The organism is Levilactobacillus spicheri DSM 15429, assembly GCF_001435095.1.
In the GTDB taxonomy this organism is placed as follows: Bacteria; Bacillota; Bacilli; order Lactobacillales; family Lactobacillaceae; genus Levilactobacillus; species Levilactobacillus spicheri.
In genome coordinates this window covers 47,699-66,854 of the sequence record NZ_AZFC01000018.1, presented here as the reverse complement: position 1 = coordinate 66,854, position 19,156 = coordinate 47,699, and the positions used below count along the sequence as shown (strand labels likewise).

Genomic DNA, 19,156 nt, shown 5'->3' with positions numbered 1-19,156 from the left:
CTCGGCCTGATTGTAAGCCAGCAAAAGACGCTGACTAACAATCATTTCACCACGGGAAAAACGCCGACGCCACGTTGCTGGATGGCGACTAACCAGTACGACTGGTCGGTTGCGATGGTTCTGGCACCGGGACGTTACATGGCGGCTGCCTAAATGAGGTCGTTGCGGTGGACTGTCTTGTGAGACTTTATCGAAAGTGATACTCGCTTTTAACTAATCAGAGCCACCTGAACCGCCTTAACGGACGCGTCAGGTGGCTCTTTGCGTTCGGTGACCGGTTGACCAAAATTGGTTGGGAACGTCCTGGATATCAGGTTAGCCTGCTTACGGAATAGCCGATAATAGACGGTGGGGACAATAGGAGCAAATGGCACCGTCACTAGTCGCCAGATGAGTCCGTTGATGAGAACCAACTATTATATGAGCGCAACAGAGGCGACTTGATGACCGTGGTGAAATTGATGTTACCTGGCGTTTTGGGCCAGGTTACATCAAGGCCGAGCTTCGGAGACTCGTGGTTTTTCGAGGCTTCGAAGTCGTGCCCACCTCGGTCATCTTGCTCGCCGGCGTGGAGCGACCACCAACGACCAGCATAGCTGGTGCGAGTGGTTTGCTAGTGGTTGCGACTAATCCCCTCCCGAAAAAGATTAAAAAACCATTGCAATTCTCATAATTGGTGCTTATAATCAGTACCAATAACAAAATGACGTTGAAGAAAAAAGTAGCCAGCACGGCGATGCCCAGTGAGTCACGGTGAGTGAGAAGTGACCGTCTAGTGTGCGCGAAAATCATTTCTGAGTTCGGTGCTGAATTTGTAGGTTACCGTGGCAGCCACCATTACCAGGCTAGCGGATGTTGGTCCGTGATGAGTGTGGTGTCGCTGACGCCACAAAAAGGTGGTACCGTTCTACTGAAAGTGGAGCCCTTTTCCCGTTCGCGGGAGAAGGGCTTTTTGACGTTTACAGGACCTAAAGGAGGACGCAAAGATGGAACAAGCGACACAAACGAAACATAACTTTTGGCAATTATTAGTGGTGAGCTCCCTGATTTTCGGGATGTTCTTTGGGTCCGGTAACCTGATCTTCCCGGTCCACCTGGGGCAAATGGCCGGGCAGCACTGGTTCACTGCCGCGCTGGGGTTCGCGGTCTCCGGGTCACTGTTTCCCCTGCTGGCCATCCTGGCCGTGGTCGTGACCAAGAGTGACGGGCTCTACGACCTGGCCAAGCCGGTCGGTCGCCACTACGCCGCGCTGTTTCTCGTCCTGGTCCACCTGACCATCGGACCGTTCTTCGGCACGCCGCGGACCGCCGCAACCGCCTACCAGATGGCGGCGGAACCGTTCCTGCCCAAGGCGTGGGCAACGGCCGGTCAGTGGGCCTTTACCGCCGTCTTCTTCGGTCTGGCCTACCTGATTGCGACCCACCAGAACAGCCTGATCAAGTGGGTGGGGAAGTACCTAAACGCGGTCTTCCTGGCCCTGCTCGCCGTAATCTTCGTGGTCGCCTTTTGGCACCCGATGGGCGGGCTGAACCATACGCCCACGGCCGCTTACCAGAGTGGGGCGGCCATCAGCGGCCTGTTGGAAGGGTATAACACCATCGACGCCGTGGCCCTGTTGGCGTTGAGTGTGACCTTCGTCCACGCCGTGCGCGGGCTGGGCTACCACGACCGGGAGCTGACCCGGTTGACGGCCAAGGCCGGCACGCTGGCCATCGTCGTCGAGGTCCTGGTGTACTTCGGCTTGGTCCTGCTGGGCGCCTTTAGCCTGGGCGAACTGACCCTGTCGGATAACGGGGGCGCGGCGCTGTCGAAGATCGTGGGTCACTACTTCAGTAACTTCGGCACGGCCTTTCTGGGGGTCCTGGTCACGCTAGGAGTCTTCACCACGGCGCTGGGCCTGGTGACCTCCTTTGCCCAGGACTTCCACAAGCTGTTCCCCAAGGTCAGCTACCTGAGCTGGTTACGGGTCACCACCGTCGCGTCGTTTCTGGTTGCCAACGCTGGGTTGGACAACATCATCGCCTGGTCGTTACCAGTTCTGATGCTGCTGTACCCGCTGTCCTTGGCGTTGATCCTGGTCTCCCTGACGGTCGCCAAGTGGACCTATGCCGGGGTGGTTTATAAGCTGACCATCGCCTTTACGGTGGTGCCAGCCGTCCTGGATATGCTTGCTAACTCACCAGCTGTCGTGACCCACTGGGCACCGGTCGCCAGCCTGCTGCACGTGTACCACACGGTGGTGCCGCTGGCGAGCCTGGGCCTGGGGTGGCTGGTGCCGACCTTGGTCGGGTTCGTGCTGGGCATCGGCGTGGGTTACCTGCGCGCGGTCTCCCAACGGACCACGGAAGAGGTTTAATGAGAAAAGGAGGAACGGGCCCCGCAGCTAGCGGACGGGGTGCTCTCAACAGATTCAGGGTGACGGTCACGTGACGTGGCGGTCACCTATTTTAGGCCGTGGCAGCTTTTTGGAAAAAGGGTCCCGTTTCTCGCCAGTCAGCGTGCGTTTCGGGTACAATGGAAGAAACGATTCTGATGGAGGGAACATCATGGCAAAAAAGATGGTCGATGAGATGTGGGCTGGCTTTCGGCAATCCCCGGCGGATTGGACGCCCGTGGCCTGGCAGGACTTCGGGCAATGGCTACGGTCCACGGGGCAAGCGGACATGACGGAAAGCGCCGTGACCCTCTTGACCCAGCTGGCGACCATGCTGATCGACGAGCGGACCCCCACCCGGGACAAGGGTGAGCAGTTGATCCGGGCCATTCAGGACGACCCGGCGCCGCAAACGGGCAACGTGCTGTCCTTCAAGGAAGCGCAGAAACGTAAGCGGCGGTAGCTCGATTTTGCTGAAAATGGTCGTCATCTATTAAACAGTATTATGATAATTAGGGATGGACACGATCATTATCGGGTCCATTTTTTATGAAAATGATTATATTGCGCTAGACGCTAGTTGGTTATCTTACTAAAATGGTGATAACAAATCATTTTTGGTGAAACGAAAGGCGAAAAAACGTATTTAACCTTTTAGAAGCGTCGCGTTTGTCCTCATTCTTCTATATACTGAAAGGGATTAGTGACGCCTCGTAAGCCTGTTAATAGAAAGTGGGAGAGTTAGATGCCTCAATATAGTGCGACACTAATCGGATACTCTTTTTGGTTCAAGGAATTTAGTCAGTACATCGCCCTGCTCAATCAAGGCGTACAACCAGACGACATTCGTGAGATGGGCCTGGAAGAAAACTATTTTCAGGAACAGACAACTTCTCGCGTTGTAAAGATGCTGCAATCGGTGCAGCGTCGGGTGGAAACGTTAGACGCGGACTATTTGGACCTATTTCCAATGTTAGATTTAGCCAACCAAAAGGTTTTAAACTTGCTCACCGTGATGTTTTCGGACCAACTATTTAACGAGTTTATGTATGAGGTGTATCGCAGTGAGCTATTGTTGGGCGATGCAAAGCTGCACCCGTACGAAATTGAGGCTTTTTTCAATCGTAAGCAACTAGAGAATCCACAGATCGCGCATTGGACGGTCCAGACGGTTCACCGCCTGGAATCTGCTTTTCAGAGTTTCTTGCGGGAGGCTGGTTTGTTGGCAAAAAATGATGATTACGATTCGGTACAGCGGGTCTTGCTAGATACACGGCTGGTGATGTTACTACGGGCTAAGCACGCTAATCGAGAATTGGCGGCACTATTGGGGAGATAAGAATGATTGAAACAGCAACTAAATTAAAGCATCTGCGGGAGAAAATTCAGGACCCGGAATTTCAACAAAGCCGGGGACTTTCGAATGAAGTGTCCTACTATATTCTGGCCTTTGATCCGCAAGACCAGCCACTGGTAACAGAGGAAGTTAGTCGGATGGAACGGCAATTTAACCGTGATACGGTGGGGGTCGACATCGTCGAATTTAATCTCTACCAAATCATGTGGGAACTATTAGCGGATATGGGCATTCAGGATGACGTACTTGCCATGGAAGAATCAGATGGCATCGATTATCTGACGGAACAGCTCAACAATGCATTAGAGATGACCAGTTTAAATAATCCGTTCATCACCTACATGCAAAGTCGGATTCCCAATGATCAAACCATCGTTTTTGTGACGGGAATCGGAGAAATCTTTCCGTTAATTCGGGCACACAAGGTGCTAAATACGATGCATCAGGTTATCACAAATGTTCCCGTGATTTTCTTCTATCCGGGCGTTTATGATAGCCTGAGCTTGACGATGTTTGGAGAATCTAAAGAAGATAACTATTATCGGGCATTTCAACTGAACTAAGGGGAGTGGTAGCGAATGAAGATTAAAGATATTTTTGCGAAATCCATTGATCGGGATATCAAGGGTGTTATTACAATTGGGGACGAACAGGATGCGGATGTTAAGCAGGAACTAGAAGAGTACGTGGTTACTAAGGAGTTACGCACCCATTTTAAGGACTTTTTCGCAGCGTATGCTAACGGTATCAATCACGAGACCACCAAAATGGGTGTTTGGATTTCGGGATTCTTCGGTTCTGGGAAATCGCACTTCTTAAAGATCTTGGCGTACTTATTGGAAAATCGAGAAGTTGCGGGGAAGCGCGCCTTAGATTACTTTATCGATGACCACAAGATTAGCGATGAAGCGACTCTGGCCAATATGCGTTTGGCTACAACGGTTCCCAACGAGGTGATGTTATTCAACATTGACTCAAAGGCTAAGAATGGAAATAAATCCCAAAAGGATGCGATTCTAAACGTCTTTTTGCAGGTCTTTAACGAACAATTAGGGTTGTTCGGCGCCGACTTTTGGATTGCGGACATGGAACGGGACCTGATTGCCCAAGGGAAATATACAGCCTTTCAACAAAAATTCCAAGAATTGGATAAGCAACACCGTGACTGGCACTCTGCGCGGAATGCGTACGCCTTTTTGAAGGGGACGATTCGAGAGACTCTGGTGGCGATTGACTATATGTCACCTGAGAATGCAGATGGTTTCATCGACCAGTTACGCACAGAGTATCCGGTAAGTGTGGAGAGCTTTGCCAAGTTGGTCAACCAGTACATAGAGTCTAAGGGTCCCAATTATCATATGGCCTTTCTGGTCGATGAAGTGGGGCAATACATCGGGGGAAGTCAACAACGCATGCTGAACCTGCAGAGCATCGTTGAGGACTTAGGAACCTACACCCACGGTAAGGCGTGGGTCATCGTTACCAGTCAGCAAGCGATTGACCAAGTGACGGATCATCTCAATGGGCAAGACTTTTCTAAGATTCAGGGCCGGTTTAACACCCGAATTGCGATGTCCTCTGCTAACGTTGACGAAGTGATTCAAAAACGGTTGCTGGCGAAAACAGCGGAGAGCCATGAATTATTGGAACAAACGTTCACTGACAACCAGCATACGATTAACAACCTGATTAGTTTTGATGGGAAAGAAGAACGTAAACGGTATGAGAGTGCGCAATCCTTTGCGGACCTCTATCCGTTTGTGCCGTATCAAATCTTCCTACTTCAGGACACCCTGACGGCCATTCGAGAAAATGGGTCCGATGGTAAGCACTTGGCCAACGGGGAACGGTCAATGCTGGCGGTGTTCCAGGAATCCGCACAGCGGCTGGAAAACCAGGATACCCGGACGTTGATTCCGTTTAGCCTGTTCTTCCAGGGCCTCAGCCATTTTCTGGACCATACGCATATGATTGTGATTCAACGGGCCCAGAGTAACGACTTGATTAACCCGAATAGCGAAGAGCATCCCTTTGCAGTTCAGGTCTTAGAAACGTTATTCATGGTGAAATACGTACAGGACTTCGATGCGACGTTGAATAATTTGGTGACGCTGATGATTGACTCAATCGACGTGGACCGAATCGACCTGGAAAAACGCGTCAAGGAGGCCTTGCAGACGTTGCAGGACCAAAACATCGTGGAAAAAACGACCAGTGGGTATGAATTCTTAACAGATGCCGAACAAGACATCAGTAAGCAAATTCAAAAACAGAGTGTGGATGCAAGCGAAATTTCACAGGCGATTGGGGATTTCTTATTCAGCCCAACTGCCATTTCACGGCGCTATACGTACCCGAAGCTCAATCAGCAGTATAACTTTACGTTTAATCAGTGGGTCGATGATCGACCTATTGGACAGATCAATCCAGGGATGGGTCTAAAGCTAGTGACGCCGGAAAGTGAAGCTAGTCAGGACGACTTGATTTTACGGCAACTGTCGAGTTCGCCAGATCAGCCGCAAATTGTAATTAATCTACCCAATAATCGAAAGTACATTGATGATCAGGAACAAGTCTTACGGATTGAAAAATTCATTTTAAACCCACGGGAGCAGGCAAAGGATGCCCGGTCACAACAGATTATTGATGTGAAAAAAATCGAGTTAAACGCGTTGAAAGAACAGGTTGCTCGAGAACTGGAGACGGCATTACAGGCTGCAGACATCTATGTTCAGGGCGAAAAACTAGCGGCTTCGAAGAAAGACTTTTTCACCCAATTGGCACAAGCTCAAGAACGGCTGGTCGGGGAAGTTTATCGAAACTTGAGCTACATTGAAGCGGTTAAGCAAGAAAACGATGTAGTGGCCTTGTTCAAGCAATCTTCTGAGATGGTAAAGGATGAGACAAACTCGCACGCGGCTCAAAAAGTCTTTGATCGGGTCAATAAAGGTTGTAGTGATGGACATGGTAAGGTTGCTTATAAATCCATTTTGGATCGGTTTAAGGGAATCCCATACGGATATCGAGAAATTGATACAGAATGGCTAGTGGCGAAACTTTTCGCTGATTCGAAGCTAAAAGTTTACGTGAATGGCGAACAGCTGAATCTTCGCGACAACTACTCAGCCAACGAATTTGCGAACTTCTTCTTGAAGCGAAGGATGATTCCAGCGGTGCAGTTGGAGCCGCGGCAGGCAATCAGCCTGCAGAAGCGGCAAGCTTTAAAGTCGGTGGCCCAAGACGTTTTTAACAAGCGAGTCTTTAGTGACGAAGAGGACGACACCCTGGTTAACGAATTACAGGATCGTATGCAGGACGAGTTGAAGACGCTGGAAATGTACTTGCGGAAGCCGGCCTATTACCCAGGGCGAAATTTCCTGGAGGATGGTCAAAAACTGATTCAGCCTCTGTTGGCCCAGCACGATCCGGAGCGGTTCTACGACTTGATTGCCCAAAAGGAAGAGGACCTGCAAGACTGGAACGATGACATGCTGGACTTTGGTATCAATGAATTCTATCAGAGTGAAATACAACAGGAAATTTGGGAAGCGGCGCAGAAAAAGCTGGCGATTTACCAGGATTCAGAAGAGTTCTTGGTGGGGCACCAGATCAAGCAATTGAACGACCAGATTCAGGCGATTATGACGTTAAACAAGCCCGAAGGTAAGATGCAAGAGCTGAAGGCGTTGAATACACAGTTCAATGATGCGTACACGCAAGAGTTTGATTCGGGATTAGTAGAAGTTAAGGCATTTGTTCAAACGGAAAAAAAGACAGCTATGCGGTACAGTCAAGACTGCAATGTGACGGAAGACTATGCCCACCAGATTAACCGTAAGTTCGATACGCTCATCCAAAATGCGGAAAAGGCGCCAACACTGAATAACCTGTACGTCATTGAGCAACAAGCTACAAAACGGCGGAAAAGCATCACGCAAGCGATTGACCGGATGATTGCCCAACGAATCAAAGCTCAGCAGGCGCAAACAGAACGGACGAAAGGTGACGACCAAACACCTGCCCATTCATCTGATAATAAAACGGCCACGCCACCAACGACGAAGAAGCCGGTAGCGCCACGTGAAGTGCACGTCCAGACATTAGGAATCGACCAGACCTGGCAACTTGAAAATTCTGCGGACGTGGACGCCCAGTTGGAACGGTTACGGAAAGAGTTACTGGAAAAGCTACAGGAGAATGGTGGTAAAATTAACTTTACCCTGTAGGTGAGTCAGGGATGAGAGGATACTATGGATAAAACAGCGATTAAGAAATTTGCGGTCAACGCTCGCAAAGACATGATTGAACAAATCAAGTTAAAGGCCCGTTCCGTGGGAATCACGGCGGATGAAATTCGTCCTAAGACGGAAGCATCAACTCATGAGATTGAATACTACCGGTTAGATAAAACGGACGAACAAAACGCGCTTACGGGGAAGGACATTGTTAAGCGACAGAAGTTGGTCGCCGAACTACGTCAACGAGAGCAGAAGTCGGATCTCGCCACGGCGTTTAATGACCTGGTTGAAGAGGTTGCCTATACCTGGTTTAACCGGATTATTGCAATTCGATTCATGGAAGTGAATAATTACCTCCCTAGCCGAACCCGGGTGCTTTCGAGTACGTTAGACCGGCATGAACCAGACATTATGGTCATGGCGATGGAATCTAGCGCAGATTTGGAAGATAGCTTGGGAAAGTTTACGCCGGCTGAACGGCAATTGATTGCCCAAGCCCGGGAAACAGAACGGCCGGTGGACATGGATGCTCTGTATCGGATGTTGTTTATCAAGCAGGCCAACGCATTGAATGAAAACCTGCCTTATCTGTTTGAACCCACGGATGACTACGCCGAATTATTGTTCACGCCCAGCTATAACGACGGCGTGATTCACCATCTGATTACCGACGTTAGCGAGGACGATTTTAACGTTGCCGTTGGCGGACAGGTCGAGATTATTGGATGGCTGTATCAGTATTACAATACGGAACCTAAGGATCGCGCGTTCAAGAAGAGAAAATATACAGAAACTGACATCCCTGCAGTTACCCAACTGTTTACGCCTGACTGGATTGTAAAATACATGGTCGAAAATTCGCTAGGACACTATTGGGTACGAGTCTTACAAGCGAAGGGTGATGCCCGTAGTGAGCAAGAAATCGCTACAGCTATGGGATGGGATTATTTAATGCCAACGGCTAGTCAAACATCAGAGGTTGCGTTGGAAGTTAAAACCGGTTCATCCGACTTGACGGTTATTCAACCGGAAGATATCACTTTGATTGATGCCGCGATGGGGTCTGGCCATATTCTAGTTTACGCATTTACTATGTTTATGCAGATTTATAGCCAAGAAGGTTACTCACAACGAGACGCTGCGAAACTCATCATCGAAAAGAACTTGTGGGGATTAGATATTGATACGCGTGCCTTCCAATTGACGTATTTTGCATTAATGATGAAAGCTCGTCAGTTCAACCGACGTTTCCTAAAACTTGGAATTTGCCCTAACGTTTTTGATATTCCAGATTCACAGGGACTTTCCATAGATGATTTTCAAAGTCTCATTCGCGATGAGCAGGAAAAAGAAGATCTTGCGGCTGCACTCGGCCAATTTAAATATGGGAACGAGTACGGTTCGCTCATTATCCCGGATGCTACTATCAATTGGGATGAGTTACATCAGTTAGCGAGCCGTGAGTTGGCGAAGGGACAACTGTCCTTAGACTCAGCTTTGTTGACGGAAAAACAAGCGCGTTTAAAAGATATCGTAACCGTTGGGCAAGTTTTGAGTCGCCAATACACCATCGGCGCCATGAACCCACCGTACATGGGTTCTGGCAAGATGGATGCAACGTTATCCAAATACGTTAAAAAGCACTTTCCTAACAGTAAATCGGACTTATTCGCCGTATTTATAGAACGACTACGAGCGCTAACGATGCAGGACGGCTATTTTGCCATGGTCACCCAACACGCTTGGATGTTTCTTTCTAGCTTTGAGAAGCTACGCCAAACCTTACGTCAGGATATGCTTTTAAATATGGCCCATCTGGGAACACGGGCATTTGAGGAAATTGGCGGTGAAGTCGTTCAATCGACAACCTTCGTGTTTAAGAAACAGCAGATTTCAAACTTTGTGGGAACGTATGAACGATTAGTCAGCTTTGATTCGCAGAATAAAAAGGAACAAGCGTATCTTGAAGCAGTTAAAAATATGACGACCCCTTACCTTTATCGAACTAACCAAGCGAACTTTACCAAGATTCCGGGGATGCCAATTGCTTATTGGGCTAGTGAGAATTTGCTGCATGATTTTGAGATTGGAACCCGAATGGACGATGTAGCTAGCCCTCATGTTGGGTTGCAAACTGGTAATAACACTAAATTTTTACGGCAGTGGTTCGAAGTTCCTTTTGCTAAAATCGATTTCCACGCCAAATCGATTTCTGATGCTGAACAATCGGGTAAAAAATGGTTTCCTTACAATAAGGGCGGCTCGTATCGGAAATGGTATGGCAATTATGATTATGTTGTGAACTGGGAACATAATGGTCATGAAATTCGTAATTTTACTGACGCTAATGGCAAAGTTCGATCTCGTCCCCAGAACACTGATTATTACTTTCATGAAGCGATAACTTGGTCCGATGTAAATAGCGGCAAATTTTCATTAAGGTATCGTAGTGCAGGTAGTATACATGATGTTAAGGGAATGTCAGCATTTACTAAGAATCATAAAATGATTTTAGAGCTTTTAGGATTAATGAATACTAAAATTGGAAACTACATTTTTAATATGATCAACCCTACCATTTCTCTTCAAATTGGCAACTTTCAATCTTTCCCTGTAATTAAAAGCCACACGGCAAATACAAAAGTATCGGAAACTGCCATTCTTTTGGCCAAGTATGATTGGGATTCTTTTGAAACTTCCTGGGATTTTCAAAAGCACCCTCTACTTCTCCACATCGCTGACGAGAAGCAAAATGAAGTGGACGGTAAGCTGCAGAACGCCTTTAAGTTATGGCAAGATGAGACGCAGTCACGTTTTGATCAGTTGAAGGCGAATGAAGAGGCGCTTAACCGAATTTTTATTAATTTATACGGTCTGAACGATGAATTATCACCAGAGGTGGCTGACAAAGACGTCTCGGTTCGGTTATCCGATGAGACGCGAGATATTAAATCGTTCTTGTCGTACTTTGTCGGAGTTGTATTTGGACGTTATTCATTGGATACGCCAGGGTTAGCCTTTGCGGGGGGACAATGGGATGCAACTAAGTATCATTCGTTTATTCCCAACCAGGACAATCTTCTGATGTTGAACGATGCCGATTACTTTGGGGATTCACGTGATATTATGTATCGCTTGCGTGAGTTCTTGGCAGTGACATTTGGGGCAGATACTGTCGAAGAAAATCTGGCGTACATTGCTTCCGTCATTGGGAAGAAGGCCGATTCTGATGAAGCCGCCATTCGTAAGTACTTTGTTGACGACTTCTTTAAAGATCACAATAAGTTGTATCAAAAACGACCAATTTATTGGGAATTCTCAACTGGACGAAACGATGGCTTCAAAGCGTTGATGTACCTTCATCGGTACGACGCAAATGAGCTAGCAATGGTTCGGACAAACTACCTACATCCGTTGCAGGGAAAGTACGAGACCCGGTTGGCCCAAATCACGGAAATAGCTGCGAATGAACCAGTTATTAGTCAAAAGAAGCGTTATGAAAAGACACGTAAACATTTGGAAAAGCAATTAGATGAGGTTAGGAAGTACGACGCGCCGCTGCAACATTTAGCTAGTCAGCAGATTGAATTAGATTTAGATGATGGTGTGGTGGTTAACCATCAGAAATTGCAGAGCGATGAAAAGATTTTAACGAAATTGAAGTAAGCGAAAAACGGGTCTTCCAATCATGGGAGACCCGTTTTGTGCCAAAAGATGTGCCAACTATTTCGAGGCTTTTTCGAGGATGGAAATGATACGATCTTGGTCTTGAGTTTCAAGTTCTTTGATGATGTGCAAGTAGGTAGACTGCGTGGTCGTGATGCTACTATGACCTAGCCGACGGGACACGGAAAGGACACTAACTCCCTTGTAGAGCAGAATTGAAGCGTGAGTGTGCCGAAGGCCATGAAAAGTGATTCTGGGAATCTTAAGCGTGTGGAGAATTTCGGTCAGTGAGTGATTGATCTCGGCACTCACGAAAACATGACCCTCGGGTGTCATGAAGATTGGACGATGGGGTGTGGCGGGAAATTGCTGCAAATAGGTTTTGAGCATGGCGACAGTGGTAGCATCAATTGAAATGTCGCGAACGGAAGAAGGCGTCTTGGTCTTCATGAAGCCAGTTTTATACTTGTAGTCCCATGCCTTATTAACGCTGATTTTATGGTGTTGGCAGTCGATATCGGCAGCGGTTAGTCCGACTACTTCGCCGTAGCGCATGCCGGTAACGGCGGCGATATAAATAATCATGTGGTCGATTCTGGTGGCGGAAAGGTGTGTAATCAATCGTTGCCAGTCTTGATAACTCAAGACTTTTAGTCGTTTGGGGCGTTCGACACCGGTCACAACGGCTTTACGCGTGGGGTCAGAAATAATAATCTTTTCGTCTAGCGCTTCTAATAGGCAGGCCCGGAGTTGTTTATGGAAACAGGATACTGTTCGGCGGGCGTGGGTCCGGGCAAATTCGTTTAGTTTTTCTTGATAAATCAGTTTAGTTAAATCCTTCAACTTGAGATTACCAAAGAGCTCTGCGGCATGTTTGGCAGTGTTTTGGTATTTGTTATAAGTGATCGGGGTGACGGCTTCTTGCTTGTAAACCTTGATCCACCGGCGATAATAGGAGACTAGTGATTCACTTCCAGATTGAACCGTTGTTAAATTAGGGTGTTCGGCCTGAACTTTACTAGCAGCCAAAATGGCTTCTGATTTTAATAGAAAACCAGATTTGCGAAGCTTTTTGTAGTGGCCATTGATGTCTTTATAGGAAATTTCATACTGCCAGGCATTGCCACGTTTACGATAACTAACCATTATTTTCCCTCCATTGATGAGTAAGTTGGCACAATTTTGTCACAATCCAACTTGTTCGCCAATGGGAGAACGGCAGTGTGCGAGCTTCTCGTCAGCGATGTGGAGAAGTAGAGGGTGCTTTTGAAAACTCCAGGAAATTTCAAAAGCATCCCAGTCTCCTTTAGCCAGTTCAATACAGTTATCAACCAAAAACATATTACTTTTATTTCTTGGCTGAATTACTGGGAACATAGTTAAATTACCTATTTGAAGATTTATAGTGGGATTAACAATTTTAAAAATATAATTTCCAACTGGAGAATTCACCGCCCCTAAAACTGTTTTCAATTGGTCGGATTCATCAGAAAAGGCTGACATTCCAGAAACATCATGAATACTTCCGTAATTTCTATATCGCATACTAAAGTTTCCACTTGTTATAAGAGACCAAGTTATCGCTTCATGAAAGTAATAATCAGTGTTCTGGGGACGAGATCGAACTTTGCCATTAGCGTCAGTAAAATTACGAATTTCATGACCATTATGTTCCCAGTTCACAACATAATCATAATTGCCATACCATTTCCGATACGAGCCGCCTTTATTGTAAGGGAACCATTTTTTACCCGATTGTTCAGCATCTAAAATCGATTTAGCATGGAAATTGATTTTCGCATAAGGAACCTCAAACCATTGACGCAGGAATCGATTGTTATTTGCTGTAGCTAATCCTTGTTTCGGCGTTACTATTTCGTCCATTCGGGTTCCAATCTCAAAATCATGCAGTAAATTCTCACTAGCCCAATAAGCAATCGGCATCCCCGGAATCTTAGTAAAGTTCGCTTGGTTAGTTCGATAAAGGTAGTTAATCTGGGGATTCGCAATGGCCTCTAAAACTTTATCTTTTTGAACGTCCATCCCGCCCTTAAAGGCAGATAGTCGTAGATAAGTTCCAGGTTGTGGCTTATCCTCATTCTTCAAGACAAACGTGTTAATTGGCACCGTCGCTTCTTCAAATGCCGAATATTCCATTTGAATGAGGCTATCAATTTGCTGAGTATCGATGAGGTATTTCCGTAACTTCTCATACGTCTTAATAAACATCCAGACGAATGGTGTCATGAAGGCGGAGTAACCACCCGGCGTTACTAACTGGCTATTGTGATAAATAAATACCGAGAATAAATCACTGGAATAATTAGCGTAGTGTTGCTTAACATATTTCTTAAGTGCTGGATCCAGCTTGTTCATGTAGGGCGGGTTAGTAACGGCAATATCGTAAGGCGTCGTCATGACTTTTGCAATCGTTAACGTTCGTAGTACCGTATCCCTTTGGCGCTGTAAGTCAAAAAGGTCTAATGAGTCAATTGCCGTCGCCATGACCGCCTGCTTAAGCTGCTCCCAATCGTAATAATGATCTGTGAAGTCAATGATGGAGCCTAGTTCCCGGGCGTTGCTAAATTGAGTGACGATATCCCGAATGGCGTCACCGTTTTCTCCAGTAATTCGATTCAAGAAGTCGTCCGAAATGCTATCCGTATCTTCAAAAACGTAAACGTGAGGAGTGACTGATTCATCTTTTAAAATTCGACGGTTATACTGTCGTGCTTTCATCATGAGTGCAAAGTAAGCCAGTTGATAGGCACGTTGATCAATTTCTAACCCATAAAGGTTATTTTGCAATATAAGTTTGGCTGCTTCTCGAGACGAATACCCCTGCTCCAAATATATCTTCATCAAAACATCGAACGCGTAGACCAGAATATGACCGGATCCCATGGCATTATCAATGATTTTAATGTCTTCGGGCCGTTTATCATCTGAAACAACTTCAATTTGACTCGGTAGTAAGTAGGTCAACTGCTCCTTTAAAGAACTTTCGGCATGACGTTCCAGCCAATACTTACCCAAAGAATTATCGACCATGTATTTAACGACCCAGTCGGTTGTGAACAACTGGGTAGCTGCGGGGATATCTTGCTTTTTTACCGGGCCGCCACTGATATTAACTACCTGATTATGTGGTTCCGTATTGTAATACTGATACAGCCACCCAATAATCTCGACCTGTCCGCCAACGGCAACGTTAAAGTCGTCTTCGCTAACGTCGGTAATCAGATGGTGAATCACGCCGTCGTTATAGCTGGGCGTGAACAATAATTTGATTATTAATCACGGGTTGTATGCATTCGGCAGAACGGATAACATATACTTAACAATAGTCGATTCATTATTGATTTAGCGCCAAAGGGAGCAGACACATGGCAGATGTAGATAGTCAAAAAATTATTGAAACATTGAAACAACGGTTTACTGGGCCCAAGCAATTTATTTTTTGGTACGATGATCGCGGTGAATTTCAAGACCAGATTGAAGAAATTCGCCAAGGACTGCAGGGAACCGCACGGGTTGTCATCTTAACGATGGGCCACCAATTAAAAATTAAAAGAGACTTGTTGGCTTTGTCCCCGAACGAAAAGGCTCTGGTGTATTCACCAGAGCCGCAGCCTCAGTTAATCGAGGACCATTTACGAAATATCACGTTATATTCGGGCGCGTTTACCGCGGATTCCGTTGAGATTTTGCGGAAAGAGTTGGGGTTTCCGGAAAGCTTACGCCAGTTTATTAAGGACCATCAGAAATTCTTTGAGAGTAAGGAACGGCGGCAGAAGTTACTGAGATATGATCTCAAAAGTTATTTAGTCGTGCCGGAGCTTGCTATTATGGCCACTTTGGCCCGACTGAAGCAACCGATAGTCGATTTCTTTGATATTCTGCAACTGGTGATGGCTGCGGGGGTGACAGATAATCGGATTTTAGCGGAATTCGAAAAGTACCAGGTCAGTCAGCGATTTTGGGCGGAAATTCGCGCGCGCTTTGGTTATGCAGCGGACCAACCCCAGCTGCAAGACTTTGTAACGGGAATTTACTTGACAACGACCTATCAGCAGATGCACCAGTCGATGCCGAAAGGCCTGGCAATGTTCGATTTGAGCCAAGATTTGGCTAACGTCCAAACGCTGATTCAACAGTTTGGTAATCGCAATCAAGGGGCTACTCCGGACCAGTTTCAAGAGCTGGGCCAAGTTGTTTGGCAATATGTCCACGGGGCAACGTTGTTTGCATCGATGGATATTGACAGCATTGCAAAAGCGGATGTTTTTCCCCAGTTTGATGAAATGATTTTGGCGTGGATTCAAGACCGCCTAAGTTTAAAAGACGTCGACAGTCAGCTGAATGGCCAGTCGATCGAGCAACTCACGAAGTGGCGGGTCGACACCACCCACTATGGACAGACGTATCGGGCGCTTTATCAGATGATGCGCAAAGCCTGGTATTTGGTACGAGATACTTTACGAGACCGTAAAACAGACAAGAAGTTATCCGAGTTAATTGAGGATTACGTGACGTCGGGGTACAAGACGGATACTGATTATCGTAAATTTATTCGTGACTATCAGCGTGTCAACATGCCGGATGCGTATTTGCCGACGAAACGCTTAATCGATTCGCTCTATGTGCAGGATAACCTGGACGACGCCATTCAGGCATGGACGGGGCAGCTAAGTGGGGGAACGGTTGACCCCACCCACCTTCAGCGGAATTTCTATAAGTATCATGTAGCGTCCGAGACCAACCGTATTGTCGTGATTATCTCGGATGCCTTTCGCTTCGAGGCGGCAAAGGAGCTGGAGAAACGGTTACGTCAGTCGGACCAAGTGACCGGACTGACGATGGATTACCTGGTAACCGGATTGCCGTCGGTGACCTATATGGGAATGCCAGCCATGTTACCTCATCGAGAATTGACGTTGACCACCAAAGAATTACTGGTGGACGGGCAGCCAGCGGTGAACCGGGAACAGCGGGCTGCGATTTTGCAGCAGCAGAATCCGGCGAGTGCAGCCTATGCGCTGGATGAGTTAAAGAATGCGCCTTCCGCGGAGATTCGCGAAAAGTTTGCTGGCAAGCAGGTCGTTTACATTTACCATAACCAGATTGATACCACCGCGGACAACCCAAAGAGTGAAGACAGCACGTTCCAGGCGACCGATGAGGCCATTGCCGAGATTCAGCAGATGATTCGGCGGTTGCGAACACTGAGCATTTCTCACGTCCTGGTCACGGCGGACCACGGATACCTATATCGGGATGACCAACTGACGGATAGCGATAAGATTGATATTCCGAAGACGACGGACGATATTAAGTCTCAGCGGTACCTAATTACAGGGCGGGAGATGACCACTCCCGGAATTGGCTGTCAGCGGTTGGGCGACCTCTTAGAAAACACGGATTCGCGGTATGTGTATTATCCGAAGACGTCCAAGACGTTTCGGGCACCGGGTGGCTCGAACTATACGCACGGGGGCGCGTCCCCCCAAGAAATGATTGTGCCACTGCTAGACGTGCGCACCACGACCAACCGCTCGGCGGCCCAGGACGTACAGTTAGAACTGGTTAACGCTACTAAGCGGATTACGTCATTAGAAGTTCCAATTGTGGTGCGGCAGTCGGAGCCAATTGGTGCGACGGTGATTCCAGCAACGTTTGATTTGTATTTTGTGGACGAGCAGAATCGGCATATCTCAGGCTTAGTTTCCATTAATGCCAATAGTCAATCGGCTGAGGTTCAGGACCGCATCCAGCATACGACCATTGTGTTGGCGGATCGGCACTACGATAAAACGGCCCATTATTATTTAGTCATCGAAAATCAGCAGAATCCTGACGAGCGCCAAAAGATTGCGTTTGTCATGGATATTGCCAGCTGGGATAATTTTGATCGTTAAAAAGACAATTCGTCCCAGTAAAAATCCCCGAAATCACTGCGTTGGTGAATTCGGGGATTTGTTTTAGAGTCGGTTGATCCAGTCATCCAACTGCCGCAAGCGATTCGACAGATACTGGGGGATGGCCAGGTGGGTCTTTTGGACGATCTGCTGTTGCGCCCAGATGGTCAGGGTGCCCTCGATCATCACGCAGCTTTTGAGGTGCTTCAGGCTGTCGGTGCGGTAAGTGCGCGCCAGCTTGACGACGATGTTCTTCGGGAGCGCCTCCAGCAGGTACTTGTCGTAAGCGCCGGGATTAAACCCCTCCGGGCGACCGCTGGCGACACTCCAGGTGAGCAGTTGCAGGAGCTGTGGCCGCACGTGCTGGTTGTTCATCTCGTTGGCATAAAGAAATTGCCCGCGCGCCAGCCCCTTGCCAACGTTGCCGATGCACCAGTAGAACTCGTTGAGCACGGCGTTGAACTGTTCCTGCGTCGGGGCACTCTGGCGGTGGGTGTGGTCGTCGGTGGCGCGCTGGGGAAAGGCGGCGTCGCGCGACCAGATGATCTTATTCAGCGAATCGTTGGCGAGGTAGGCCGTGATATCACCAATCGGCGCGATCTTCAGGTCGACCCGCGCGTTGTTGACGAACTGGACCAAGTAGGTCTGCCAGTCGCTGGAAGGGGTGTGAAATAAGTTGAGGTGGCTACTGTGTTGGTAGATGGTCGGCACGCCGAGGCCCTGCGCCCAATCGTAAAAGTTGAACGGGTCGACATCACTGACAAAGTAGGTGACGTCGAGGTCTTGCCAAGAATCGTCGATAGCGTGGGCATCATTCGTCGACCCCTCGGTCCCCACGGCTTGAATAAAGTCGTGGTTTTGAGCATACTTAAGGATAGTCGTTAAGTCATCTGTCATGGTGGAGTCCTTCTATCTCAAATTTGGAATTTAGGCGGTCCCACCCGGTTGACAGGTGATAGGCTACCCAGTAACATTATAACCCTAAAAATTTTAATGAAGCGCTAAAAAGATATAACCATAACCTTTTAGGGGCATTGAGGAGAGATCAATCATGATGATTCGACAAGCAACGGCGGCGGATTTAGCCGCCATCACGGACATTCACCGCGCCACGACCGGGGAGCCGGACCCGGTCGACCGGCCCGCCTGGTTCGCCGCCCACGCGGCCAGTGACCGCTACGGCGTCTGGGTCGTGATCGAACACGGTCAGGTCCAGGGCTACGGGGCCGTGGGTGCCTACACGCTGGCCAACCAGCCGACCACGGCCGCGACCATCAGCTACGCGGTGGCGCCCGCGGTTCAGGGTCGTGGCTGGGGCGGCGAGCTCCTGGCCTTTTTGGTCGACTGGGGCACCAAGATGGGCTTCACTCACCTGATGGGGCAGACGATGACGGCTAACCTGGCCAGCAACCACCTGTTGACCCAAGCGGGCTTCGTCAAGTGGGGGCAGTCGCCGGACCTGATGCCAACGACGCCGCGGCCGACCTCCATGTCCTACTATGCCAAGGTGCTTAAGTAGCCTGATTGATAGCAGGAAGCCTGGGACCAAAATCTCGGGCGCTTTTGTTTTTCGTGCACCTGGTGCCGCAACGTGTGCCAGCC

The 19,156-nt window shown here is 48.1% G+C and carries 11 protein-coding genes; 8 read left to right on the top strand and 3 right to left on the bottom strand.

From position 1 onward, the window contains the following. Positions 1 to 986 precede the first annotated feature (986 nt). From brnQ to pglX (FD37_RS07295), 6 genes are all read left to right on the top strand, one after another. Positions 987 to 2,357: a branched-chain amino acid transport system II carrier protein gene (gene brnQ / locus FD37_RS07320; RefSeq protein WP_056964476.1), complete on the top strand. Its 1,371-nt coding sequence runs from the start codon at positions 987 to 989 to the stop codon at positions 2,355 to 2,357. A gap of 190 nt (positions 2,358 to 2,547) precedes the next feature. After that, positions 2,548 to 2,838 carry a hypothetical protein gene (locus tag FD37_RS07315; RefSeq protein WP_056964474.1) on the top strand — a complete coding sequence of 97 codons (291 nt, stop codon included), beginning with the start codon at positions 2,548 to 2,550 and terminating at the stop codon, positions 2,836 to 2,838. A gap of 282 nt (positions 2,839 to 3,120) precedes the next feature. Beyond that, on the top strand, positions 3,121 to 3,714 hold the full coding sequence (locus FD37_RS07310; RefSeq protein ID WP_056964472.1) for a DUF1819 family protein: 594 nt from the start codon (positions 3,121 to 3,123) through the stop codon (positions 3,712 to 3,714). A 2-nt stretch (positions 3,715 to 3,716) separates the two neighbouring features. Then, on the top strand, positions 3,717 to 4,295 hold the full coding sequence (locus tag FD37_RS07305) for a DUF1788 domain-containing protein (RefSeq protein ID WP_082605151.1): 579 nt from the start codon (positions 3,717 to 3,719) through the stop codon (positions 4,293 to 4,295). A gap of 15 nt (positions 4,296 to 4,310) precedes the next feature. Beyond that, positions 4,311 to 7,958, top strand: coding sequence for a BREX system P-loop protein BrxC (gene brxC, locus FD37_RS07300; RefSeq protein WP_056964468.1), 3,648 nt, complete (start codon positions 4,311 to 4,313; stop codon positions 7,956 to 7,958). 24 nt (positions 7,959 to 7,982) lie between these two features. Next, positions 7,983 to 11,636 carry a BREX-1 system adenine-specific DNA-methyltransferase PglX gene (pglX, locus tag FD37_RS07295; RefSeq protein ID WP_056964467.1) on the top strand — a complete coding sequence of 1,218 codons (3,654 nt, stop codon included), beginning with the start codon at positions 7,983 to 7,985 and terminating at the stop codon, positions 11,634 to 11,636. Positions 11,637 to 11,693: 57 nt separating this feature from the next. Here pglX (FD37_RS07295) and FD37_RS07290 read toward each other — a convergent pair whose 3' ends face one another. Further along, positions 11,694 to 12,782, bottom strand: coding sequence for a tyrosine-type recombinase/integrase (locus FD37_RS07290; RefSeq protein ID WP_056964465.1), 1,089 nt, complete (start codon positions 12,780 to 12,782; stop codon positions 11,694 to 11,696). A gap of 39 nt (positions 12,783 to 12,821) precedes the next feature. Then, on the bottom strand, positions 12,822 to 14,891 hold the full coding sequence (gene pglX / locus FD37_RS07285) for a BREX-1 system adenine-specific DNA-methyltransferase PglX (RefSeq protein WP_235807861.1): 2,070 nt from the start codon (positions 14,889 to 14,891) through the stop codon (positions 12,822 to 12,824). Positions 14,892 to 15,022: 131 nt separating this feature from the next. Here pglX (FD37_RS07285) and pglZ point away from each other — a divergent pair, with 131 nt between their 5' ends. Then, entirely contained in the window at positions 15,023 to 17,554 is a 2,532-nt protein-coding gene (gene pglZ, locus FD37_RS07280; protein WP_056964461.1) for a BREX-1 system phosphatase PglZ type A, read from the top strand. A gap of 63 nt (positions 17,555 to 17,617) precedes the next feature. Here the strand turns inward: pglZ and FD37_RS07275 are convergent, their stop codons facing one another. Beyond that, positions 17,618 to 18,451, bottom strand: a complete 834-nt coding sequence (locus tag FD37_RS07275) for an aminoglycoside 6-adenylyltransferase (protein WP_056964459.1) — start codon at positions 18,449 to 18,451, stop codon at positions 17,618 to 17,620. Positions 18,452 to 18,605: 154 nt separating this feature from the next. On the opposite strand from FD37_RS07275, the gene FD37_RS07270 reads away from it, so the two are divergent. Further along, complete coding sequence (locus tag FD37_RS07270) at positions 18,606 to 19,073, top strand: GNAT family N-acetyltransferase (protein WP_056964457.1); 468 nt, start codon at positions 18,606 to 18,608, stop codon at positions 19,071 to 19,073. Positions 19,074 to 19,156: the final 83 nt, after the last annotated feature.